This is a genomic window from Desulfobotulus mexicanus, assembly GCF_006175995.1.
GTDB classification, from domain to species: Bacteria; Desulfobacterota; Desulfobacteria; order Desulfobacterales; family ASO4-4; genus Desulfobotulus; species Desulfobotulus mexicanus.
Map to the genome: position 1 here is coordinate 88739 of NZ_VDMB01000010.1, position 23154 is coordinate 111892.

Consider the following 23154-nt stretch of genomic DNA (forward strand, 5'->3'; position numbering starts at 1 on the left):
AAGGTTCATGGCAGTCGCTGCAAAGCCCGCAGGCGGGTACTTCGGGCCATGGGGTTTGCAAGAACTTCCTTTTCTCCGGGCTTAACGGCCTTTGATGTCAGCAGACGGAAGTCTGCCTTATGGCCGCAGTTGCATATGGGAAAATCCGGTGGACAGATGCAGGGAAAGGCCAGATTGCGAAAGGCCTGCTTTACCCTGCGGTCTTCCAGGGAATGAAAGCTTAATACAACCATTTTTCCACCGGGTTTGAGCCTTAAGGGGGCTTCTTTTAAAAATAAGTCCAGTTTTTCCAGTTCCTCATTGACGGCAATTCTTAAGGCCATGAATACCCTGGTGGCCGGGTTTATTTTTTGTTTTGCCCTATGCTTTGCCGGTATGCTCATGCGTACAATTTCTGTCAGCTGACCTGTTGTTTCTATGGAATTTTCTTCCCGCATATGCACAATGCGCCTGGCTATGGGACCAGCAAACCGTTCTTCCCCAAGATCCCGGAAAAGGGTTTTCAATGCCTGTTCGTTTTCATTGTTTACTATATCGGCAGCACTGCGGGGAGATGCCGGGTTCATGCGCATATCCAGAGGTTCGTTTCCCCTGAAGCTGAAACCCCTGCCACTGGCTTCCAGCTGATACAGAGACAGGCCCAGATCCGCCAGAATACCGTCCACAGCATCAATGCCCAGCTCATCCAGAAAAGTTCCTATACCGGAAAAGTTTCCCTGGACTATGGAAGCCCTGCTGCCGTAAGGCGCAAGGGCCTCTTTACCATGGGCAACTGCATGGGGGTCCTGATCAATCCCGATCAGCTGGCTTCCGGGTATTTCTGTGAGAATTCGTCTGGCATGGCCACAGCCCCCCAGGGTGGCATCCACATAAATTCCGTCTTCCTTTCCCTGCAGAAAGGTAAGTACTTCATCGGGCATGCATGAGATATGGTGAAAATCCATGAATCAGAGTCCAAGTCTGGCAATTTCAGCCCGTAAGGTGTCATCATTTTCCATATCTGTTTCCAGTAGCTCGGTTTCTCTGGCCCATTGTTCTTCGGAAAGAATTTCAAAATGATCCAGCACTCCGACAAGTACAATATTTTTTTCAAGACCGGCGTAACTGCGCAGAGATGGAGGAATAAGAATTCGGCTCTGACTGTCCAGGGGGCAATCGTGGGCGCCGCCCACAAAAACTCTCCTGAAACGGCGCATGGCGTCACTTTTTTCTGCAAGACTAAGGATGCGCTGCTCGATTTTTTCCCACTGACAATAGGTGTAGGCGACAATATTTTGATCCATGCGCGAAAGCATCAGGCCGGGGCAGTCTTCCTTATCCATCACCGTCCGGAAACGGGTGGGTATGGATATGCGACCCTTTGGATCGAGTTTGTGTGTGGAACTGCCCCGGAACATTGTTTCTCCTTTTTAGTGTTCCACTTTCCCCCACTTTGCGCCATAAGACTACAATAAAATCAAAAAAGGTCAAGGATGTATCTTGATGTCTATGGAGTCTGAATGGTTTTCTGCTAGTAATCACAGGGGGTGTTTCAAGAAAAAATTTAAATTATTTTAAGTCTTTATCTTCTTGTTGTCTTTCTGTCTGTTTCCAAGGATAATGAAAAAATGTATGGTCATGAAAAATATTAATGGCTGCGGCCTGAAGCGGGGAGGTTTTTATGCTGGTTCATCAGTTTCGTTACAATTCAGACAATTTTGCCTATCTTCTGGAAGAAGGTGGAGAAGCGCTGGCCATAGACGGTGGTGCTGTGGATGCCATTTTACAGAAGGTGTCCGAACGGGGACTGCACCTTGTGGGAGTGACGGCCACCCATGGCCATCCGGATCATGTGCAGGGCAACAAAGGTCTTGCCGGGCAGGCGGGAGCCCCTCTCCTTCACCATGGGGAGCTGGCGCTAAAGGGTGGTTTTCATCTGGGTGAGACCTTTGTCCGGGTCTTTGCCACGCCGGGCCATACCCTTGATTCAGTATGCTTTTTTGCAGAGGACTGCCTGATTGCCGGGGACACCCTTTTTAACGGAACCGTGGGCAATTGTTTCTCCGGTGATCTGGATGCATTTTTTAAAAGCATTGAGGAGATTCTGGCCCTTCCCATGACCACAAGGGTGTACGCAGGCCATGACTATGTGAGGGAAGCGGTGGCCTTTGCAAAGAGCATAGAGCCGGAAAATCCCTTTCTGGATTCTTTTCTTTCGGGTATTGATCCGGAGCATGTTTATTCGCTCCTTAAGGATGAGATGCGGGTAAATCCCTATCTGCGCTACAATGATCCTGTGATGACGAAGCTTCTTGTCAGCCGGGGCCTTGCCGCAGACACGGCACGGGCACGCTGGCACAGTATCATGGAGCTTTATTGATAAACTTAATTTTTTTTAAAGCTTAAATATCAGGAGTGTATATGACGGTTAACAGGGTGGATCAGATTGATTCACAGGTGAAGGTAAGGCGGGTGCTGGTCAGTGTGTCGGATAAAACAAATCTGGATATACTGGTCAAGGGACTTATGGATGTGAATCCGGAAGTGGTTTTTTATTCGACAGGAGGTACCTTTCAGTACATTGCCGGTATTCTGGGGGATAAGGCCAAAGGTTCCCTTGTTCAGGTTTCTGATTATACGGGACAGCCGGAAACCCAGGGCGGGCTTGTCAAAACCCTGGACTTTAAAATATATCTGGGTCTTTTAACGGAAACCTACAATGAAAGCCATGGAGCAGACCTTGAACGTACTCAGGCGGTTCCTCTGGATATGACGGTGGTCAATCTCTATCCCTTTAAGGAGACCGTTGCAAAGGCGGGTGTTACGGCAGAGGATGCCAGAGCCAACATTGATATAGGCGGACCCTGTATGATCCGGGCATCGGCCAAAAATTTTATCAGAGTTACGCCGGTTGTTGATCCTCAAGATTATGCCGCTCTGGTGGAAGAGCTGCGTAAAAATGAAGGTCAGACCACACTGGCCCTCAGGTACCGTATGGCCGCAAAGGCCTTTGCCCATACGGCGGCCTATGATACAGCCATTGCCGCCTATCTTGGAAACCTTGAATTTTCTACGGATGTCAATCCCTGTTACCGGAGCGTGTGAGTATGAGTCAGGATCTGAAAAAAATGTATAAAACCGTAATGGATGATGCCTTTTCTTCTGCCATGGAAATCAGCTTTGTGGAGGGCTCCCAGAGGCAGACCCTTTATTATGAAAAGGTGGCATGGGCCATTGATGATGTGCTGAAGGGACTGCGTTACGGGGAGAATCCCGGTCAGGAGGCGGCCCTTTATCGTCTTGTTAACGGCAATCTTATTTTAGGGCAGACCCAGACCCTTCAGCCGGGAAAATACCTTGTCTCGGATATAGAGCTGCTCCAGAGCGGCAAACATCCCGGAAAGACCAATTTAACCGATGCGGACAATGCCCTGAACATCCTTCGCTATTTTACTGACACGCCGACGGTGGTCATTGTCAAGCACAACAATCCCTGTGGTGTGGCAAAGGATGCCAGCCTGGAAAAGGCCTACCACAAAGCCTATATGGCCGACCGCATCGCTGCCTTTGGCGGATGTATTGCCCTTAACCGCTCTGTGGACAAAGCCACTGCAGAGGCCATTGCTGCCCAGTATGCCGAAGTGGTGGTGGCCCCGGATTTTGAAGACGGTGTTATGGATATTCTGGGAGCTAAAAAGAATCTCAGGGTGATCCGTATTGCTAACATGGCAAGGCTGCATGAGTTTGTGGGTCAGCCTGTGGTGGATTTTAAGAGCCTGATGGATGGCGGTCTGGTGGCCCAGTGGAGTTTTGTTCCGACCGCCCTGAAAAAAGAAGATCTCCTGCCAGCGGTCTGTGATTACAAGGGGCAGACCTATAGGGTTAAGCGGGAACCCACCCAAGCCGAATATGAGGATCTTCTTTTTGGCTGGCTTGTGGAGTCCGGCATCACCTCCAACTCTGTTATCTATGTGAAGGACGGAGTTACGGTGGGAATTGGTACGGGTGAGCAGGACAGGGTTGGGGTTGCGGAAATAGCAAGGGACAAGGCCTATAAAAAGCTTGCCGATCGCTATTGTTTTGAAGCATGTGGCAAGGGCTATAACCTCATGGATGATGAAGATAAAAAGGCGGAGATTGATGCCCGTGTGGCTGCGGAAAAGGGCGGCCTTATCGCTTCTTCCATGGTAAGCGATGCTTTTTTCCCCTTCAGGGACGGTATTGACGTTGGCCTGAAGGAGGGCGTTTCTGCGGTAATTCAGCCCGGTGGTTCCATGAATGACTATCAGTCCATTGAAGCCTGCAATGAATATGATGCCGCCATGGTCTTTACGGGTCAGCGCAGCTTTAAACACTGATTTTAGTCTGATTTATGAAATGAAGAGAGCTTTTACCCCTCTCTCTCTCTCTCCGGCCGGTGGCTGATGCTCTCGAAGCCAGGGGCTTGCTACCAAACCTGTGGATCGGAGGAGAGGGGCCAGTTTCCGGGTACATTCAATCCCGGAATCAGTCTTATCTGAGCTTATTGAGGATATAGGGCCTGTCCATGGAGTTTCCGTGGGCAGGTTTTATTTTATCCGCACTTTCCTGATCCAGAAAATGGAGGCCCATAATATCAGAGCTACTGACCAGCCTGCAGCCGAATTCTTAAAGTCATCAAGGCTTGCATGCCGATGGGGTACAAGGCTTTGCAGCCATTCATCAAAGGCATAGCAGAAGAGTATCAGAATAAACAGCAGCCCCTGTTTTGCTATGGATCTCCGGTATATGCGCAGCAGCCAGGCAAGGCAGATCGCCAGGGTACCCCCGACCATACGATGCAGCACCTGATATCCTCCCGCAAAGTTTTCAGCCTGCATGGCAATGCTCTGATATTGCTGACTGTACTTGCTTGCTATCAGACCCATGATCAGAAGAATACCTGTTGCAGCAAGGATGTCCGCTGAAATTTTAAAAAATCTTTTCAAATCTGTCTCTTGCGGGTATGGGTTTCTGGTACATGGAGTCTGGTACGATAAGGCTTCTTCTGTACAATGTGCTGATGCTCCTGACCAGCGAATTGTTACTATACCTTATATAATAATGCACCAATATATCATCCTGATAAAATTCTTGCTATTATCAAAACCAGATTGTATGCCAATGATCCATTGAATGTCATTTTTTATTTTTGTCAGCAATAGGAAGCTGGCAACAGGGATGTCTTTTTATAAAACAGCCGGGATTGGTTTTTTCTGACCGGCAGAGGGATATTGTACATGAAAATTCTCGTTACAGGTGGTGCGGGATTTATCGGGTCTGCACTTATCCGTTATATTATAGCCAATACCAGTGACAGTGTAGTCAATGTGGATAAACTGACTTATGCTGCCAATCTGGAATCTCTGGCAGAAGTTTCCCGGAGCTCCAGATATGTTTTTGAACAGGTTGATATCTGTGACAAAGTGGAGCTTGTGCGGGTTTTTGAAACCCACAGGCCCGATGCAGTGATGCATCTTGCCGCAGAAAGCCATGTGGACAGATCCATAGATGGCCCGGCCGCCTTTATAGAAACCAATATTGTGGGAACCTATAATCTTCTGGAGGCAGCCAGATCCTATTGGACGGGGCTGGAGACGGAGCGCGGGGCTGCCTTTCGTTTCCATCATATCTCCACGGATGAGGTATACGGCGATCTTGAAGACCCTCAGGCTTTTTTTACGGAAAACACCCCCTATGCTCCCAGTTCTCCCTATTCGGCCAGTAAAGCCAGTTCCGATCATCTGGTACGGGCATGGAACAGAACCTATGGTCTGCCAGTTCTTATCACAAACTGCTCCAATAATTATGGCCCTTATCATTTTCCGGAAAAGCTTGTTCCCCACATGATCCTCAATGCCCTGCACGGCAGGCCTCTGCCTGTTTACGGAAACGGACAGCAGATCCGTGACTGGCTTTATGTTGAAGATCATGCCCGCGCCCTGTATCTGGTTTTGAGCCGGGGCCAGATTGGTGAAACTTATAACATCGGTGGAAATAACGAAAAGAGAAATCTGGAAGTTGTGGAAACAATCTGTGATCTGCTGGAAGAAATGGCTCCGGAAAACCCCCGCAGCCGGAAAAGCACAAATTCGGAAGGCTTCAGGAGGTTGATCACCTTTGTGAAGGACAGACCCGGCCATGATCTCAGGTATGCCATTGATGCCGGGAAGATAGCTGCGGAACTGGGGTGGAAGCCCGAAGAAAGCTTTGAAACCGGATTGAAAAAGACTGTGAAGTGGTATCTTGAAAATGAAAAATGGTGGAAGCGCGTACTCAGTGGCGCTTATAAGCTTGAGAGGCTGGGGTAGAAATTGTCCTGAAAAATGACCTCCCTTTAAGACAATGGATGGGTTTTTGAAAGGTATGTTCCGATGAAAATAATTGTGAATGGTGCTGCGGGCGCCTGATTTTGATGAGATGGAAATCCGCCTGAAAAACAGAATTCTTGTGGATGGCCGCAACCTCTATGAGCCGGAGCGTCTGCACTCTGCAGGCTGGATCTATGAGGCCATTGGACGGTAAAATTAAAAGGGTATTTATGTCATCTTATATTTCTTGTAAGGAAAAACTTGCTGCTTCACCCCGCACCTGGCTCATTACAGGGGTTGCGGGTTTTATAGGCTCCAACCTCCTTGAAACCCTTTTAAAGCTCAATCAGAGGGTTGTTGGTCTGGATAATTTTGCCACGGGCCACAGGTATAATCTGGATGAGGTGCAGGCATCTGTTTCAAAAGAGCAGTGGCAGGCCTTTTCATTCATTGAAGGGGATATCTGTGATCCGGATACCTGCAGAAGGGCCTGTACAGATGTTGATTATGTTCTTCATCAGGCAGCCCTTGGTTCTGTCCCAAGATCCCTTGAAGACCCCATAACAACCAACAGGGCCAACATAGATGGTTTTCTGAACATGCTTGTGGCTGCACGGGATGCGGGTGTTAAAAGCTTTACCTATGCCGCATCCAGCTCCACATACGGAGATCATCCGGGACTTCCCAAGGTGGAGGATACCATTGGAAAGCCTTTGTCTCCCTATGCTGTCACCAAATATGTGAATGAGCTTTACGCCGATGTTTTTTCACGTTGCTATGGTTTTCATTCCATTGGTCTGCGGTATTTTAATATCTTTGGAAAACGTCAGGACCCTGCCGGAGCCTATGCCGCTGTTATTCCCAAATGGACGGCGGCCATGATAGCAGGTGATGCGGTTTATATTAACGGGGATGGAGAAACTAGCCGGGATTTCTGCTTCATTGAAAATGCGGTGCAGGCCAATCTGCTGGCTGCTGTGGCAGAGGATGGGGTAAAAAATCAGGTTTATAATGTTGCCGTAGGTGGTAGAACCACCCTTAATGAGCTTTTTCTTTATCTGGCAGAAGCCCTGAAGACTAATGGCATTCATTATGATCAAAAGCCCGTGTATAGGGATTTCAGGGCAGGGGATGTGCGCCATTCCCAGGCGGATATAGAAAAGGCTGCTAAACTTCTGGGATACGGTCCTGCCTTTACCATTCGGGAGGGTATTTTGGAAGCCATGCCGTGGTATGTGGGCAAGAAAGGGTAGTTATTGGTGAAGAGTACAGGGTTCGACCTTGCATCTAGCTGCTGGTCCCCTTAAAGGGTACCCCTATAACAGATCGCCGTTGAGATGTTTCGTATAAAAATACTTTTGAGCAGGAGATATGATGCTGACCTTTAACAATTTTAAACCGGCCATTGTGGGCCTTGGATATGTGGGCCTGCCCCTGGCCGTGGAATTCGGCAAAAAAAGAAGTGTTCTGGGTTTTGACATCAATGAAAAGCGCATTGCAGAGCTGCGCACCGGAAAAGATCATACCCTTGAAGTCAGTGAAGATGAAATGGCTGAGGCCAGCCTTTTATCCTTCACGGCAGATCCAAAGGAGCTTTATGCATGCAATGTCTTTATTGTGACGGTTCCAACACCCATAGATGAGTACAAAAATCCGGACCTTACCCCGCTGGTCAAAGCCAGTGAAACCATAGGCCGTGTGTTGAAAAAAGATGACATTGTCATTTATGAGTCCACCGTTTACCCCGGAGCCACGGAAGAAGTCTGTGTGCCTGTTCTGGAAAAATTTTCAGGCCTTGTCTTTAATAAAGACTTTTACGCAGGTTACAGCCCGGAGCGCATCAATCCCGGAGACAAGGAACACAGGGTCAGCACCATCAAAAAGGTGACGGCAGGCTCCACGCCGGAGGTTGCGGAACTGGTGGATGCCCTTTACCGGGAAATCATCACCGCAGGTACCCACAAGGCCAGCAGCATCAAGGTGGCGGAAGCCGCCAAGGTCATAGAAAATACCCAGAGGGATGTGAACATTGCCCTTATTAATGAGCTGGCACTCATTTTTAATAAAATGGGGATAGACACGGAGGCCGTTCTGGAAGCCGCAGGCACCAAATGGAATTTTCTTCCCTTTCGGCCCGGTCTGGTGGGTGGTCACTGCATTGGTGTTGATCCCTACTACCTTACCCATAAGGCTCAGGCCATAGGCTATCATCCTGCCATGATTCTGGCGGGCAGGCGCATCAACGATGGCATGGGACCATACGTGGCTTCCCAGCTTGTAAAGGCCATGATGAAAAAGCGTATCCATGTGGCCGGGTCACGGGTGCTGATAATGGGGCTGACCTTCAAGGAAAACTGCCCGGATCTGCGGAATACCCGCATCGTTGATATTATGCAGGAGCTTTCCGATTACGGCGTGAATGTGGATGTGTATGATCCATGGGTGAATCCGGAAGAGGCTTTTGAAGAATACGGCATCAGTACCGTGACAAGCCCTGAACAGGGTCTCTATGACGGTGTTATTCTTGCCGTAGCCCATCAGCAGTTCCGGGAGATGGGGTCTACAGCCATCCGGTCTTTGGGCAGAAAGGATCATGTTCTCTATGATCTGAAGTATGTCCTGACGGCAGAAGAGGCAGATCTGAGGTTATGAAACTGGTTCTTCAGCCATTCCTGCGGTATTCTTTAAGCATCCCTTGTTCTTTTGGATTCAGGTTGGATAATATAAGAGACATTCTGCGGATGGGAATATGAGAGAAGGACATGGCTGGCTCAAAACTCTGGTCTGCAACAATGGAGTACTGGTGAGACTGCAGCCGGAAGTAGAGATTTTTACAGCTCAGTATTAGAGCTTCGTTGGTGTCCGGAGATTTGGCTGGCCAATGCAGGTTGGATACATAGGAAAATGAAAGGCCATCATCGCTGATGTCAAGAACCTGCCCGATGCGTATGGGATTTGAGTTAAGAATGGCAACCGTATTGGGAAGGGCTCTGAATCTTGGGTGTTTGCGCCTTTCAGCGCCTGCGGGGGGAAGGGTTTTCATTTGGAGATCCTGTTTATCGTTTAATACCATAGCCGTTTCATGGTGGTTATAGATTTTTATTGTTTCATTTTATTATGTTTGACAGCGTTCTTGTTTCTATGAAATTTTGTTGATATTTCATTGTTATAGCCAATATCCATGCTAGGTTGTTTTAAGCGTTTTGTAAATATCAATTAAGTGTGGCGGATGGTAACAAAGCCTGGATTTTTAGATTCTTTTGTTTGGAGAGGATTTCATGATTAAAAAATGTCTTTTCCCGGCCGCAGGCTACGGAACCCGTTTTTTGCCTGCAACCAAGGCCATGCCCAAAGAGATGATGCCCATCGTTAATAAGCCTCTGATTGAGTATGGTGTGGAAGAGGCTCTTCAGGCTTGTATGACAGATATGTGCATTGTTACCGGTCGCGGGAAAAATGCTATCCTCGATCATTTTGACATGAATTATGAACTGGAACACCAGATTTCCGGCACCAGAAAAGAAGAGCTGTTGGCGGATATCCGTGCGATCCTCGATAAAGCCAACTTTACCTATATTCGCCAGCGGGAGATGAAGGGGCTGGGGCATGCCATTCTTACGGGGCGTGCTTTGGTGGGCGATAACCCCTTTGCGGTACTGCTGGCTGATGATCTCTGTATCCACCCGGAAGAAGGCGTTCTTGCCCAAATGGTGGCACTTTATAAACAGTTCCGCTGTTCCATTGTTGCAGTGGAAGAGGTGCCGGAAGGTGAAATCCATAAATATGGAGTGATTGCCGGAAAGGCCCTGACAGATACTTTGGTGTCTGTGGAAGATATGGTGGAGAAGCCGGAACCGGGAACAGCCCCCAGTAATCTTGCCATCATTGGTCGCTATATCCTTACTCCGGATATTTTCGACATACTTGAGAAAACACCTCCGGGTAAAAATGGTGAAATCCAGATAACCGATGCCTTGCTTCAGCAGGCAAAGTCCGGCTGTGTCATTGCTTACAGGTTTAAGGGCAGACGTTTTGACTGCGGTTCTGTGCATGGCTATATTCAGGCCACAAATTATTGTTATGAGAATTTTTATGTAGAGTTTTAGTATTGATATGTTCGCAAAAAATCCAAATACTACCTTTAAGAATACCCTATATTGAATTGCAACATCACTTGTTTAGTATATATTGAGTGCTGTGCTGGCGTAATTCGATCTTTTGCGAGACCATCATATTTGAAAGATGTGTATAATGACCCATGAAGAAAACCCTGATTTACCCATGATTCTTTCCCCTGCCGGGGATCGTGACAGCTTCCTTGCAGCCATTGCTGCAGAGGCGGATGCCATTTACTGCGGCCTGAAGGCTTTTTCCGCACGAATGGAGGCGGACAACTTTTCCATTACAGAGCTTGCAGCGCTTACATCCCTTGCCCATGACCGCAATATCCGGGTTTATGTGGCCCTCAATAATGAAATCAAGCCCGATGAGGTGGAAAAGGCTTTTCACCTTGTGGAGCGCCTTGCCAGAGATGTGATGCCGGATGCTCTGATTGTTCAGGACCCGGCCTTTGTTTCTCTGGCCCGGCAGGTGGACTATGCAGGGGAGCTGCACCTTTCCACCCTTGCCAACTTAAGCTTTCCTGAAGGCCTGGCTGTTGCCAGAAAGCTCGGTTTTTCAAGGGTTGTGATGCCCAGAGAGCTGGATGTGGACGCCCTGCGTCTGATGGCTGCAGCCTGCCCCGAAGGCATGAATCTGGAGGCTTTTGTCCATGGAGCTCTTTGTTACGCTGTGTCCGGGCGCTGTTACTGGAGCAGTTACCTTGGTGGGAAATCCGGTTTAAGGGGCCGTTGTGTTCAGCCCTGCCGCCGTATTTACAGAAAGAAAAAGGGAGCCGCAGAGTCGGGCCGCTATTTTTCCATGCAGGATCTGAGTCTGGATGTGCTGACCAAGGTGCTGGGGGATATTCCCGAGGTGGGATGCTGGAAAATAGAAGGCCGTAAAAAAGGCCCCCATTATGTGCATTACACCACCACGGCTTACCGGATGCTGAGGGATGAGCGGGATATTCCCGGTAGAAAAAAAGATGCTTTGGCCCTTCTGGATATGGCTCTGGGGAGGCCTTCCATGCACTATCGTTTTTTGCCCCACAGGCCCTGGCATCCTGTTTCTTCCGAAGGAGAAACCGGCTCCGGGTTTTTGCTGGGGCGGGTGAAGGGTGGGGCAAAGGAGCTGTTCATTGTCCCAAGGGTTCCCCTTCTGGCCGGAGATTTGATCCGCATAGGGTATGAGGGGGAGGGTGGGCATCTTATTGTCCGGGTACGGCGCAGCATTCCTAAAGGAGGGAAATTCCATCTGAAGGCCGATCGAGGAAAGCGGCCCGTCGCAGGGGCCGCAGCATTTCTTGTGGACCGGAGGGAGCCGGAGCTGATGGCTCAGATTCAAAGGCTTTCACAGGAACTTGAGACTGTGGAGACGCAGGAGCCGAGACCCGGCACCCGTCACTTGGTGCTGCCCCGTCCTTTTAAAAAAAGTGGAGCTGCAAGGGATATGCTCTTGCAGAGAAAACCCGGAAGTACCGGAGGACGGGGGCAGGAAACTGCCCTGTGGGTGGATCCGGAAAGACCGGCAAAGGTGGCACCTGGGGCTGTGGCCCATATCTGGTGGTGGCTGGACCCTGCAACCTGGCCGGAAGGGTCTGAAAACTGGAAAAAAGCCATTGATGGACTGCTGCACAGGGGGGCTCGTCGTTTTGTTCTCAATGCACCATGGCAGATGGGATTTTTTGGAAAAAAAGCGGGGCTTGAACTCTGGGCCGGACCTTTTTGCAATGTGGCGAATCCTCTGGCGGTCGGCGTGCTGGGTGATCTTGGTTTTTCAGGTGTTTTTGCCAGTCCCGAACTGAGCGGGGAAGATTTTCTGGCCTTTGCAGCAGGGAGTCCTCTGCCTGTGGGAGCGGTTTTATCCGGATGCTGGCCCCTTGCCATTTCGAGGATCAGTGTTCTGGAACCCGGTGAAAGCCTTATCAGCCCCATGGATGAAAAACTCTGGGGTAGAAAGTATGGAGAGAATCAGTGGCTTTTCCCGGACTGGCAGTATGATATCCGTGAAAAAAAAGTTGAGCTGGAAAGGGCAGGGTACAGATATTTTGTACATATGGAAGAAATTCTTCCAAAGGGGATGGAATTCCGAAAGCGCCCCGGCCTGTGGAACTGGAATCTTCGGCTGCTTTAGTTCAGTTTCTGAAGTGCAGACACCTAAGCACTTTTCCTTTGGGGAGGTGGCTTAGGTTCTTGAAGCGAGGAGCCGGGTGAGAAGGGGCATCTTCCGGGTAAATTTATTTACGGAAGCAGCCCTAAAAGCAGGCAGCAGATAAAAGATTCAGCTTCTGAGGGAGCCGACCGATATAAGGGAAACATGGGACCATGGATTCCCGAAAGGAGGCGGCCATGCATATAGTATCTACATCCCTTCAGATGGCGGGTATTTCCCGTCAGGAAGTACAGACAAGGCGTACCATGCGTATGGTGGTACATGCACCCGTAGAGGAAGAAAATTCTTCCCAAAGAGGCTTGAAGGGCAGGGGGCTTTTTTTTAAGTCTGCCCCTGTGCCTGAAGCGGGTTTGAAGCATCTGGATCTGGATATGAGTAAACGTCTGGTGCAGATGATTTTGAACGCCCTTACCGGGAAAAAACCGGATATTCCCTTTTTCAGGCCTGAACCTGTGGCAGAATTTCCCAGAGACGTCCTTTCGGGTGGTCCGGGTTCTGCCTTTCATATAGAAGAAACCATTTATACGCGCATGGAACAGGAAAGTATTTTTATGGCCGAAGGTGAAGTGATGACCGCCGATGGCCGGAAGATAAGTTTTTCTGTGATGCAGATGCAGTCCCGTAAGGAAGAAAGTTTTGTGGCAAGGCAGGTTAACTTTGTGGACCCTCTGGTTATTTCCCTGAGCGGGCCTGTTACTATGGGTGATGCCCGTTTCACCTTTGATCTTACCGGAGACGGGAAGGAAGAATCCCTTGCCATGCCTTCTAAGGGGGCAGGATTTTTATTTCTGGATAAAAACGACAATGGTCGGGTTGATGACGGCAGTGAGCTTTTTGGTACCAGCTCCGGTGATGGCTTTGCCGACCTTGCCGCATACGACAGTGATGGTAATGGCTGGATAGATTCCGGAGATCCGGTTTTCTCAAAGCTGCGTATCTGGCATCCGGAAGATGGAACCAATGGCAGGGGAAAATCTCTTAGTGACATGGGAATAGGTGCCATAGGACTTTTCCGGGTGGCAACACCCATGGATGTGGGTGGAGAAAAGGGTGGACGCATCCAGAGTTCCGGTATTGTTCTTACTGAAACAGGCCGGGCCGGGACCGTGCATCATCTGGATTTGAAGGTTTAAGTTGGATTTAACGGAATTGTTCAGCACATGTTATTCTGAAAGTTGAATGCTCAATTTTATAGGCTCAGCATCACTGCAAGGCCCCCTGGCTATTTGCAAGTGACGTTGCAATCGTTTCGGATCAGAGCTTTGCAGGCCTGTGCGAAAGAAGCGGCAAACTGTCTGAACCGCCACAAAGGCAGCGTACTTGAGTCTGCCATGGTAACCAAAAGCCTGTTCTGCCTGTGGTGGTGAGTTTTTGCCGCTTCCGCACAGGTCAAGAAGCTACCGAATAAGATTGCGTCACGGGCAAATAGCTTGGGGGTCTTTGCATTTTTCTGGCAGATATGGAACTTATAAAATTGTGCTGAACAATTAATATTTTATCCGTATCTGATGTTTTTTTCCGTCACAGGTCTCAGGCATAGACATTTTCGTGTCTGAAGGTGAATTCAGGATGCTGTTTTTGTGCCTGATGAACAAGGGCCTGTAGAGGGTCAGAGTTCTGGCGCAGGTTGTTGTATTCCCGACTGATAACGGAAAGGGAGCGTTCTTCTCCGGCATCGAAAAAAGCGCTGAATTGCTGCCTGGCTTCCTGTTTTCCTGTCTGTCCCAGAGAGTTAAGGCCCTGATGCATGCCAAGGGAGGCCAGGGTTGCTTTGAAATCCTTGTCTTCCTGAAGCCCTTTTTCAAGCTCCCATGAACCTTTTACTCCTGAGTTTACACGGATATCTCCTTTGGCCGTAAGGCGGACCATTACTTCGGCATCTTCAGGGATTCCTGCTTTCTGGCGGGCCTGGGCAATCTGCTGGTGAACGGTTTCTTCTATGGCTTTGCGGCTGTTTTCCATGATTTCTTTGGTTATTTTACCACGGATGGGCAGGCCAAGGCTCTCCCTGAGCTTTGCTGCTTCGACTTCAGGTGAAAGTGTCACCCGATCCATACGCCTGTCTGTGCCTGCGGATTCCTTTGTTTTGTCTGAAGCTGCTGCAGGAGCAAGCCCCTGAACCCTGCGGTCCTCACTGCGTTCTGTCAGTGGATGATCATTTTTCTGATAGGCTTGAATTCCTGAGATCATGGCAGCTCCCCTTATATTGTATCCTTCAGAGCCCTTTGGGCTCTTTTTTTATGTTTGCTGTGTTTTATTTAAGCAAGTATGGTGCCAATGTCCTTGCTGGGGCGAAGAGTGCTTGTTTCTTTTCTGGATTTTAGTTTTATGATGATTAAAAGCCTGTGAAAAACAGGATGGCATGCTTTGGCAATGGGAAAAAAATGCCGCCATGGTCTTTATTTTTCCTGTGCATCAGGCCATGATTGGATCTCAGATATGGATGCTGGAAGACGCAGGATTTTTTAATGGGTTTTTATTATTCAGGCTCCTATGGCTGAAAGAACCTGGTCATCAGATAATAAATTGAAGGTCCGGCAGCATCTGCCGGGCATAAAAAAGGCTGGCAGGGCTTATGGTTTCTGTCCGCTTTTCATAAGGATTGAAGAAAGGAAAGTTTGACATGGGAAAAAAAGTGCTTGTTGTTGGTGCCGTGGCTCTGGGATCCAAGGCGGCCTGCCGCCTGAAGCGTCTGGAGCCTGATGCTGAAGTGCTGCTCATTGATCAGGATGAACATATTTCCTACGGGGGCTGCGGTATACCTTATTATGTGTCGGGGGATGTTGCGGATGCATCCGAGTTGCAGAGTACAAGTTTTCATATGCTGCGGGATGAGCGTTTTTTCAAAGACTGTAAAGATATTGATGTTATGACCCGGACCCGTGTAACAGCCATTCACAGGAATGAAAAAAAGATAGAAATTGAAAAAATGGATGGAACCCGTTCTCTTCTGCCCTATGATCAACTGGTCATCGGCACGGGCTCAAGGGTAAGGGATCTTAAGATTGAAGGTCAAAAGCTTGGTGGTATTTACAGCGTGGGTTCCCTGAGGGATGCCATCGCCATTAAATCTGCCATTGCTTCCGGGCAGGCAGGAACCGCTGTTGTGGTGGGTGCGGGTTTTATCGGGCTTGAAATGGCCGAGGCCCTCGCGGATATGTGGGGTCTTGATACAACGGTGGTGGAAATTTCCGATCAGATCATGCCCGGCTTTGTGGGACCGGAACTGGCTAAAATGGCCCAGTCCCATATGGAAAAACAGGGTGTTGTTTTTCGTCTTGGGGAAAGCGTTGTCCGTTTTGAGGGCGAGGATGGCCGGGTTGCCCGTGTGGTGACGGATAAGGAAACCCTTGAGGCGGATATTGTTATTATTGCGGCGGGTATTCTGCCCAATGGAGAACTGGCTGCTGCGGCAGGTCTGGAAGTTGGCTTTAATGGCGGGATTCTGGTGGATGATCACATGCGTACCACAGACCCCGACATCTATGCGGGCGGAGACTGTGTGCTGGTGCCCAATGCAATTACGGGTAAGCCGGGATACTATCCGCTGGGTTCCCTTTCCAACCGTCAGGGTCGGGTAATTGGTGACAATCTTGCCGGGAAGAATTCCGTTTCTCCGCCTGTGGTGGGCAGTTTTGTGGTCAAGCTTTTTGAAACCTGCCTCTGTGGTGCGGGGCTGACCCTCAAAAGGGCCTTGGAAGAAGGTTTTGACGCCATCAGTGTGCGGATGTGCCAGCTGGACAGGGCACATTTTTATCCCACAAAGGAATTGATGTATCTGGAGCTGGTGGTGGATCGCAGTACCCGCCAGGTTCTGGGTATTCAGGGTTCAGGAAGCAAGGGCGATGCTACGGTGGGGCGCATCAATGCCGTTGCAGCCCTGCTCGCCCGGAAACCAAAGGTGGAGGATATTTCCAACCTTGAATTTGCCTATTCACCGCCTTTTTCTTCAGCAATGGATATTGTAAATGCCCTTGCCAATGTGGCGGATAATATTCTGGACGATCGTATGCATCCCATTGGCTGTGAAGAATTTGCTGAACGGTGGGAAGAAATAAAAAGGGGGGATGTTTGTCTCATTGACTGTCGGGCAAAGGCTGATGCAAAGGTCTATGAGGAAAAGTATCCCGGTATCTGGAAAGGAATTCCCCAGGATGAGCTTCTCGGAAGGCTGGATGAGCTCCCCGAAGGCAAGCCCCTTGTGCTGATCTGTAATACGGGTGTGAGATCCTATGAAGCTCAGCTGAATTTGAGGGCCAAGGGACATAAGGATAATGTAACGGTGTTTGGCGGTGTTGCTATGCTGAAGCACTGGGGAATGGATATCTGAAAAAAGGGGGGGCTATGTGCAGGTGCATGGCCCCCCTCTGCTGTTATCCCTCAAGGAGGTGGAGGCTTTCCACCATTGATTGCAGGGAGTGGATAAGTTCCAGATCCTCATTGTGGAACTGAACCGCAATGCCCTTTTCTCCGGATCGGACCACGACTCCGAGGAGGCTGATGTAATTTCCGCCGGGAAAGGGCAGGAAGAGATTGACTTCCGTGTCCGGGGGGAGAATGTTGCGGGTTTTGATAAAAACGCCACCACCGCTGATATCCAGAATGTATTCTCTGTATTCCTGATCCTGGGTTGTGTACACGACAGGGCTGAAATAATTCTGACGTACATCTTTTCTTTTTTCTCTGAAGTCGTCCATTTTTCAGTCCTTATAATAAAGGGGGAAAAGAAAAAGGGGCGATCCGCTGATGAAATCGCCCCGCACAACGGGAGGGAAGAAAGAAGAAGAGAAAGAATTTTCATAAACCATACAAAACCATGTTTTGTTCTGCAATGGGTGATTTGATTCATTTGTCCGGGAAAAAATCCCGGGAGCAGAAGTATGGAGGAAAGGAAGGCAGAAGATGGACAAGAAAACGGTTTTAATTACAGGTGCTTCATCTGGATTTGGTGAAGCCTGTGCCCGATGGTATGCAGTAAGGGGATTTTCCCTGATTCTGTCTGCACGCAGGCGGGACCGTCTGGAAAGGCTGGCGGAGGAGCTGGGTGTTCCTGTTCATATCATGCAACTGGATGTCCGGGACAGAAAGGCTGTGGAAAAGGCCCTTGACGGGATTCCCGAGGATTTTTCCTCTGTGGATATCCTTGTGAACAATGCGGGTCTGGCTCTGGGGCTTTTACCGGCTCATGAAGCGGATATGGATGACTGGGAAGTTATGGTGGATACCAATATTAAAGGTCTTTTATACATGACAAGGAAGATACTTCCGGGGATGACTGCACGCAGACGGGGGCATATTGTTAATATGGGTTCAGTGGCAGGCAGCTGGCCCTATCCCGGAGGAAATGCCTACGGTGCCACCAAGGCTTTTGTGGAACAGTTTTCAAGGAATCTTCGCTGCGATGTTCAGGGAACAGGTGTGCGGGTAACCAATATTGCGCCGGGCATGGCAGAGACGGAGTTCTCCCTTGTGCGTTTCAAGGGTGCATCGGAAAAAGCCTCAGCCACCTATGACGGGGTGAAAGCCCTTACCGCTGCTGACATAGCAGATATTGTGGGATGGGTGACATTGCAGCCTGAGCATGTGAATATCAATCATCTGGAGGTTATGCCCACTCAGCAGGCATGGTCTGCCTTTGCTGTGGCAAGGGAAGGATTGTGAAAACAAAAAAGCCAACCCTTTTAAGGATTGGCTTTTTATTTTAAATTGTTTGGTCGGGGCGAGAGGATTTGAACCTCCGACCCCTAGCACCCCATGCTAGTGCGCTACCAGGCTGCGCTACGCCCCGACACAAAACGAGAGCATGTCTACCACTGGCCTCTGAGACTGTCAAGCAATAAGGAATAAAAAATGTCCCTCCCTGTAAAAAAAAATACAGAAGATGGCATAGGTCCTGTTTTTACTGAGCCATGCATTCTTCCGTCACCCATTTTTCCCGGAGACTGTATCGGTGTGATTGCTCCTGCCGGAGCTCCGGACCCCGAAGCTCTGGAGGTCGGGCTGGCGGAAATACGGTCCAGAGGCTATGCCGTTAAAGTGGCGGATCAGGTGTATATTAAAGACGCTCTGGGGTTTGCGGGTTCGGATACTCTCCGGGCGCAGACCCTGATGGATTTTTTTGAGGCCCCTGATATTCATGCCATCTGGATGGCCCGTGGAGGGTATGGCTGTACCCGGCTTTTTCCTAAGCTTGATGCAGGGATCATTGCATCTTTCCCCAAAAGGGTGATGGGGTTTAGTGACGGGACGGCACTTCTTTTTTTTCTGATGGGACAATGTGGTATGGCTGCCCTTCACGGCCCGGTTCTTACCCAGCTTGGAAAACTCCCATCCATGGACAGGGATGCTGCCTTTGGGGCCCTTGAATGGGAAGGGGGGCAGCCCATGTTCATGGGCTGGAAAAGGGTGTTGCAGCCGGGAAGGGCTGTGGGCAGACTAATGGGCGGAAATCTTTCCATGATCTGCCATCTCATGGGAACCCCATGGTGTCCTGATTTTACCGGGAGCCTTCTTTTTCTTGAGGATGTGAATGAGGCTCCTTACCGTATTGATCGTATGTTCTGTCATCTTGCCATGGCAGGTGTGCTGAAGGCGGTTTCCGGCCTGCTTCTGGGAAATTTTACCGGTTGCGGGAATGAAGCACAGATTTATGAGCGTATCCTTACCTTTCTTCCCGAAGGAATGCCTGTGGTATACGGCCTTCCCCTGGGGCATGGTGACAGAAACCAGCCTCTGATGCTGGGTACCAGGGCCTGTCTGGATACCGGGGCAGCCCATCTTAGCTGGGAGTGGAACCATGGAGTCCCTTGATAATCTTTTAAAGGAAGGTGTTGATGAAAAGGTTTTTTCTGCCGTTTCGGCCTGGGTGGGCGTGGATGGGCAGTGTGTTTATGAGGGAAATGCCGGTTCCCTTGATCCTGAAGCCGGTGTGCCGGTAACTGGGGGAAGTATTTTTGATCTGGCCTCCCTGACCAAGGTTCTTGGCACAACTCCGGTTTTGATGCATCTGGTGTCAGAGGGCAGCATCTCTCCGGAAGACTTTTTGTGGTATTACCTGCCGGAGTGGCGGGATGGTAAGGAGCGGGAAGGAATTCGTCTCCATCATCTTTTGCAGCATAGCTCCGGGCTTCCTGCCCACAGAGCCTTTTATCAGGAGCTGAAAGATGTTCCTGAATCTCTGCGAAGGAAAGAAAGGCTTAGCCTGATACGGAATACTCCCCTTGAGTTCTGTCCGGGAGAGCAGACCCTGTATAGTGATCTTGGATTTATGCTGTTGAAAGAGGTGGTGGAAAAGGTGACGGGAGAGGCTTTCGGGCCCAGAGTGATGGCCGCACTTCCATCTGGAGCGGAGAAAAAAATCTTTTTCCCTGCCCTGACGGGTGGGGCCGGACCGGATTGTGTATGTACCGGAGAGAGCCAGGTACGGAAACGTTTACTTACGGGTGAAGTACACGATGAAAACGCTGCTTTTATGGGAGGCGTGGACGGTCAGGCCGGACTTTTCGGAACCGCTGCCGGTGTGGGAGAGGTGGGACATGCTCTGATGGAAGCCTGGTATGGCTTGTCTTCCTGGCTGCCTGCTTCTGTTTTGCACCGCTTTATTTACTGGCCGGAAGACGGGAAGCGTCCTTTGGGATTTGACCGTCCATCCGGTATGAAGTCTTCCTGTGGCAGTTTTTTTTCCAAAAGTACGGCAGGGCATCTGGGTTTTACCGGTACATCCTTGTGGATGGATATGAAAAATAAAATTATTGTGGTACTTTTAAGCAACCGTGTTTATTATGGCGAGCTTAACTGGAAGATACGATCTTTCCGCCCCTGTTTCCATGATTGCGTGATGAGAACCTTTGGGCTGGCTTAATTTTTCTTGTAAACATTCGTTATTTTTGGTAGCGAAAGCATGAATCAAGACAGGGGCCAAGGTGTTTTTTTAAGGTGCCTTACTCTTGTTTTATGAATGTTCCTTCAATTTAGTCATTTCCGGCTTTTTACCTCATGCAGGGTGTCCCTTTGCTGTTTATTTAGAGGGGCTGAGTGTCGGAAAATCCTGTTTTTCAGATCCAATCAGTTATCTGTCAAGGTCTTTTCCCAGCATTGTCCGGGGATGAAAAGCCATATTTTTGTAGAAAAGAGGAGTAATGAATCTTTTTCTGGATTCCATTCTGGGTGTTTTTTCCAGCGATCTTGCCATTGATCTTGGAACGGCCAATACTTTGGTTTATGTAAAAGGCAAAGGGATTGTTCTCAGTGAGCCTTCCGTGGTTGCCGTACGTACTGATAACCGTCATAAGAACAAGGTGCTGGCCGTAGGGCAGGAAGCTAAAAATATGCTGGGTCGTACGCCCGGTAATATTGTGGCCATACGTCCTATGCGGGATGGGGTGATTGCTGATTTTGAAGTCACCGAAGCCATGCTGCGCCATTTTATCCACAAGGTGCATAACCGCAGAACCTTTGTGCGTCCGAGAATTGTTATTGCCGTGCCTTCGGGAATTACGCCTGTGGAAAAGCGTGCCGTGAAGGAGTCTGCGGAATCCGCCGGTGCCAGAGAGGTCTTTTTGATTGAAGAACCCATGGCTGCAGCCATTGGAGCAGGCCTCCCCATCACGGAACCTACCTGTAACATGGTGGTGGATATTGGCGGAGGTACAACGGAAGTAGCGGTCATCTCCCTTGCTGGCATTGTGTACAGCCGTTCTTTGCGTGTGGCCGGTGATAAGATGGATGATGCCATCATGCAGTATATTAAACGTAAATATAATCTGCTGATTGGTGAGCGGACTTCAGAGATTATTAAAACCACCATTGGCAATGCCTATCCGGACCCTGATAATCTGGAAACCATAGAAGTTAAGGGTCGGGATCTTGTTTCGGGTATACCGAAAATCCTTGCCATTGATTCGGAAGAAATTCGGGTGGCCATTTCCGAGCAGATTGAGGCAATCGTGGAAACCGTAAAGATTGCTCTGGAACAGACGCCCCCGGAGCTTGCCGCAGATATCGTGGATAGGGGCATTGTGCTGACCGGTGGTGGGGCTCTTCTTAAAAATCTGGATAAACTGCTTCGGGAAAAAACCGGTCTGCCCATTACGGTGACCGAAGATCCCCTGTCTACCGTTGCTCAGGGGGCAGGATTATCCCTGGACAGTATTGAAATCCTCCGGCAGGTTATGCTTCCCTGAAACTATGTTCTCTCGCAGGTTTGTTTTCTTCAGTGTATTTTTTGTCCTGCTGGCTGCCACCCTTATTTCTCTGGTGTTGAGCGGGAAACATCCCCGCCCGGTGGCGCAGGGAGCGGGTTCGCTTACCCTGACCCTGGTGGGCCCCCTTCAGTATGGGGCCACAAAGCTGATTCAGGGTGCTGGTTCCCTGTGGCGTATTTATTTTGACTCTGTACGTCAGGCCCGTGAAAATGAGCTGCTTCGAAAGGAGCTTGCTCTGGCACGGGAAAAGGAAAATGAATACCTTGAACTGGCCATGGCCAATGAGCGCCTCCGCAGCTTTCTCAATTTCAGGGAAGGTGAAGACAGAGAAGTACTTGTGGCAGAAATCGTCGGTAAGGACCCTTCACCCTGGTTTAAGACCTTCATTGTTAACAGGGGATGGAGGGATGGAGTGCGTACAGGGCTTCCTGTGGTAGTTCCCGATGGCATCGTGGGACAGGTTATTGAGGTTGCAGGAAAATATTCAAAGGTTCTTCTGGTTACAGACCGTATGAGTGGTGTGGATTCCCTGGTGCAGCGAACCCGTGCCAGAGGTGTGGTTAAAGGTTCCGGAGCCTCATTCTGTTCTTTTTCCTATGCCCTGCGGCGCTATGATATTGCAGAAGGGGATGTGGTGGTAAGTTCCGGTCTGGACGGTATTTATCCCAAGGGTTTGCGCATCGGATGGGTTGATGGTGTTGTCCGTGGTGATGAGGGGATTTTTCAGGATGTGATGATACAGCCTTTTGTGGATTTTGAACGTATTGAGGAAGTGATGATTCTTCTGCTCCCCGATGAAGAAGAGGCAGATGATATGGAGTCTCAGGAAGAGCCTCTGTCATGACTCTGGTCCTGCATTATGCTGTTCTTTCTTTTTTTACCCTTGGCATGACGGTTTTTTTTACAGGCTATCCCATCTGCAGTCCCATGCTGGTGTATGTGGTGTATCTTGGGCTGGATGCGGATTTTGCTCCGGGTCTTGTTCTTATCTTTATAGCAGGTTTTGTTCTCGATGGTTTGTCCGGAGGGGTTTTTGGTATTTATCTTTTTTCTTTCCTCTGGATCTTCTGCATGGTTCGATGGCTAGGGGGGTTTCTGCGGACTACTAGCCCTTTTTTCCCTTTTCTTGCTGTTTTGGCTGGTATCCTCCTTGAAAATTTGTTTACGGTACTTTCCCTTGCCTTCAGAGTCCATGGAGAGGGGCTTTTTGCCGATGCTTTCCGGTTTACTGCTTTACAGATAATTACAGCCTTTATTGTTTGCCCTCTGTTTCTGACCTTATTTCGAAAAATGCAGGGATTTTTGTTCCGGCAGCGTGGAAAAAATTCTACACTGTCGGATTTTTTCTCGGGCAGGCCCCTGTAGGGGGC

At 49.4% G+C, this 23154-nt stretch carries 23 protein-coding genes and 1 tRNA gene; 17 read left to right on the forward strand and 7 right to left on the reverse strand.

The features are described from left to right. Positions 1-5: 5 nt before the first annotated feature. Both rsmH and mraZ read right to left on the reverse strand, forming a co-directional pair. On the reverse strand, positions 6-944 hold the full coding sequence (rsmH, locus tag FIM25_RS09400; RefSeq protein WP_139448592.1) for a 16S rRNA (cytosine(1402)-N(4))-methyltransferase RsmH: 939 nt from the start codon (positions 942-944) through the stop codon (positions 6-8). A gap of 3 nt (positions 945-947) precedes the next feature. Further along, entirely contained in the window at positions 948-1397 is a 450-nt protein-coding gene (mraZ, locus tag FIM25_RS09405) for a division/cell wall cluster transcriptional repressor MraZ (protein ID WP_139448594.1), read from the reverse strand. A 263-nt stretch (positions 1398-1660) separates the two neighbouring features. Between mraZ and FIM25_RS09410 the strand changes: the two genes are divergently transcribed. The 3 genes from FIM25_RS09410 to FIM25_RS09420 are packed head-to-tail and all read left to right on the forward strand — an operon-like array spanning position 1661 to position 4337. Beyond that, on the forward strand, positions 1661-2359 hold the full coding sequence (locus tag FIM25_RS09410) for a hydroxyacylglutathione hydrolase family protein (RefSeq protein WP_139448596.1): 699 nt from the start codon (positions 1661-1663) through the stop codon (positions 2357-2359). Positions 2360-2400: 41 nt separating this feature from the next. Further along, a complete protein-coding gene (locus tag FIM25_RS09415; RefSeq protein ID WP_139448598.1) occupies positions 2401-3084 on the forward strand; it encodes a hypothetical protein in 684 nt (227 codons plus the stop codon). A 2-nt stretch (positions 3085-3086) separates the two neighbouring features. Next, on the forward strand, positions 3087-4337 hold the full coding sequence (locus tag FIM25_RS09420; protein WP_139448600.1) for an IMP cyclohydrolase: 1251 nt from the start codon (positions 3087-3089) through the stop codon (positions 4335-4337). 210 nt (positions 4338-4547) lie between these two features. Here FIM25_RS09420 and FIM25_RS09425 read toward each other — a convergent pair whose 3' ends face one another. After that, positions 4548-4946, reverse strand: a complete 399-nt coding sequence (locus FIM25_RS09425; RefSeq protein WP_139448602.1) for a VanZ family protein — start codon at positions 4944-4946, stop codon at positions 4548-4550. 291 nt (positions 4947-5237) lie between these two features. Between FIM25_RS09425 and rfbB the strand changes: the two genes are divergently transcribed. The 4 genes from rfbB to tviB all read left to right on the forward strand — a co-directional run bounded on the left by rfbB (position 5238) and on the right by tviB (position 8960). Beyond that, the gene (gene rfbB, locus FIM25_RS09430) at positions 5238-6308 is read left to right on the forward strand and encodes a dTDP-glucose 4,6-dehydratase (protein ID WP_139448604.1); all 1071 of its coding nucleotides are present in this window, start codon (positions 5238-5240) and stop codon (positions 6306-6308) included. A gap of 79 nt (positions 6309-6387) precedes the next feature. Then, positions 6388-6522: a hypothetical protein gene (locus FIM25_RS17680; protein ID WP_281279317.1), complete on the forward strand. Its 135-nt coding sequence runs from the start codon at positions 6388-6390 to the stop codon at positions 6520-6522. A 16-nt stretch (positions 6523-6538) separates the two neighbouring features. Further along, the gene (locus tag FIM25_RS09435) at positions 6539-7561 is read left to right on the forward strand and encodes an NAD-dependent epimerase/dehydratase family protein (protein ID WP_139448606.1); all 1023 of its coding nucleotides are present in this window, start codon (positions 6539-6541) and stop codon (positions 7559-7561) included. A gap of 121 nt (positions 7562-7682) precedes the next feature. Next, complete coding sequence (gene tviB, locus FIM25_RS09440) at positions 7683-8960, forward strand: Vi polysaccharide biosynthesis UDP-N-acetylglucosamine C-6 dehydrogenase TviB (RefSeq protein WP_139448608.1); 1278 nt, start codon at positions 7683-7685, stop codon at positions 8958-8960. Positions 8961-8970: 10 nt separating this feature from the next. Here the strand turns inward: tviB and FIM25_RS09445 are convergent, their stop codons facing one another. Next, positions 8971-9351, reverse strand: coding sequence for a PilZ domain-containing protein (locus tag FIM25_RS09445; protein WP_139448610.1), 381 nt, complete (start codon positions 9349-9351; stop codon positions 8971-8973). Between the two features lie 235 nt (positions 9352-9586). On the opposite strand from FIM25_RS09445, the gene galU reads away from it, so the two are divergent. The 3 genes from galU (at position 9587) to FIM25_RS09460 (ending at position 13714) form a co-directional block, all read left to right on the forward strand. Beyond that, positions 9587-10414: a UTP--glucose-1-phosphate uridylyltransferase GalU gene (gene galU / locus FIM25_RS09450; RefSeq protein WP_139448612.1), complete on the forward strand. Its 828-nt coding sequence runs from the start codon at positions 9587-9589 to the stop codon at positions 10412-10414. Positions 10415-10559: 145 nt separating this feature from the next. Continuing rightward, positions 10560-12542, forward strand: a complete 1983-nt coding sequence (locus tag FIM25_RS09455) for a peptidase U32 family protein (RefSeq protein ID WP_139448615.1) — start codon at positions 10560-10562, stop codon at positions 12540-12542. A gap of 215 nt (positions 12543-12757) precedes the next feature. Further along, positions 12758-13714, forward strand: coding sequence for a hypothetical protein (locus FIM25_RS09460; RefSeq protein WP_139448617.1), 957 nt, complete (start codon positions 12758-12760; stop codon positions 13712-13714). A 397-nt stretch (positions 13715-14111) separates the two neighbouring features. Here the strand turns inward: FIM25_RS09460 and FIM25_RS09465 are convergent, their stop codons facing one another. After that, positions 14112-14771, reverse strand: coding sequence for a hypothetical protein (locus FIM25_RS09465; protein WP_139448619.1), 660 nt, complete (start codon positions 14769-14771; stop codon positions 14112-14114). 433 nt (positions 14772-15204) lie between these two features. Between FIM25_RS09465 and FIM25_RS09470 the strand changes: the two genes are divergently transcribed. Further along, on the forward strand, positions 15205-16911 hold the full coding sequence (locus FIM25_RS09470; protein ID WP_139448621.1) for an FAD-dependent oxidoreductase: 1707 nt from the start codon (positions 15205-15207) through the stop codon (positions 16909-16911). A gap of 43 nt (positions 16912-16954) precedes the next feature. On the opposite strand, the gene FIM25_RS09475 is transcribed toward FIM25_RS09470, so the two are convergent. After that, complete coding sequence (locus tag FIM25_RS09475; RefSeq protein ID WP_139448624.1) at positions 16955-17278, reverse strand: PilZ domain-containing protein; 324 nt, start codon at positions 17276-17278, stop codon at positions 16955-16957. Positions 17279-17483: 205 nt separating this feature from the next. Between FIM25_RS09475 and FIM25_RS09480 the strand changes: the two genes are divergently transcribed. Then, a complete protein-coding gene (locus FIM25_RS09480; protein ID WP_139448626.1) occupies positions 17484-18242 on the forward strand; it encodes an SDR family oxidoreductase in 759 nt (252 codons plus the stop codon). 50 nt (positions 18243-18292) lie between these two features. On the opposite strand, the gene FIM25_RS09485 is transcribed toward FIM25_RS09480, so the two are convergent. Then, positions 18293-18369 (reverse strand) — tRNA-Pro (locus FIM25_RS09485). 62 nt (positions 18370-18431) lie between these two features. Here FIM25_RS09485 and FIM25_RS09490 point away from each other — a divergent pair. The 5 genes from FIM25_RS09490 (at position 18432) to FIM25_RS09510 (ending at position 23149) form a co-directional block, all read left to right on the forward strand. Then, positions 18432-19391 (forward strand): S66 peptidase family protein, encoded by a 960-nt coding sequence (locus FIM25_RS09490; RefSeq protein WP_139448628.1) that lies wholly within the window; start codon positions 18432-18434, stop codon positions 19389-19391. Then, positions 19378-20442, forward strand: coding sequence for a serine hydrolase domain-containing protein (locus FIM25_RS09495; protein ID WP_139448630.1), 1065 nt, complete (start codon positions 19378-19380; stop codon positions 20440-20442). The genes FIM25_RS09490 and FIM25_RS09495 overlap by 14 nt, the downstream gene beginning before the upstream one ends. A gap of 277 nt (positions 20443-20719) precedes the next feature. Further along, positions 20720-21763 (forward strand): rod shape-determining protein, encoded by a 1044-nt coding sequence (locus FIM25_RS09500; protein WP_139448632.1) that lies wholly within the window; start codon positions 20720-20722, stop codon positions 21761-21763. 4 nt (positions 21764-21767) lie between these two features. Next, positions 21768-22628, forward strand: a complete 861-nt coding sequence (mreC, locus tag FIM25_RS09505) for a rod shape-determining protein MreC (RefSeq protein WP_139448634.1) — start codon at positions 21768-21770, stop codon at positions 22626-22628. Further along, positions 22625-23149: a rod shape-determining protein MreD gene (locus tag FIM25_RS09510; RefSeq protein WP_139448636.1), complete on the forward strand. Its 525-nt coding sequence runs from the start codon at positions 22625-22627 to the stop codon at positions 23147-23149. The genes mreC and FIM25_RS09510 overlap by 4 nt, the downstream gene beginning before the upstream one ends. Positions 23150-23154: the final 5 nt, after the last annotated feature.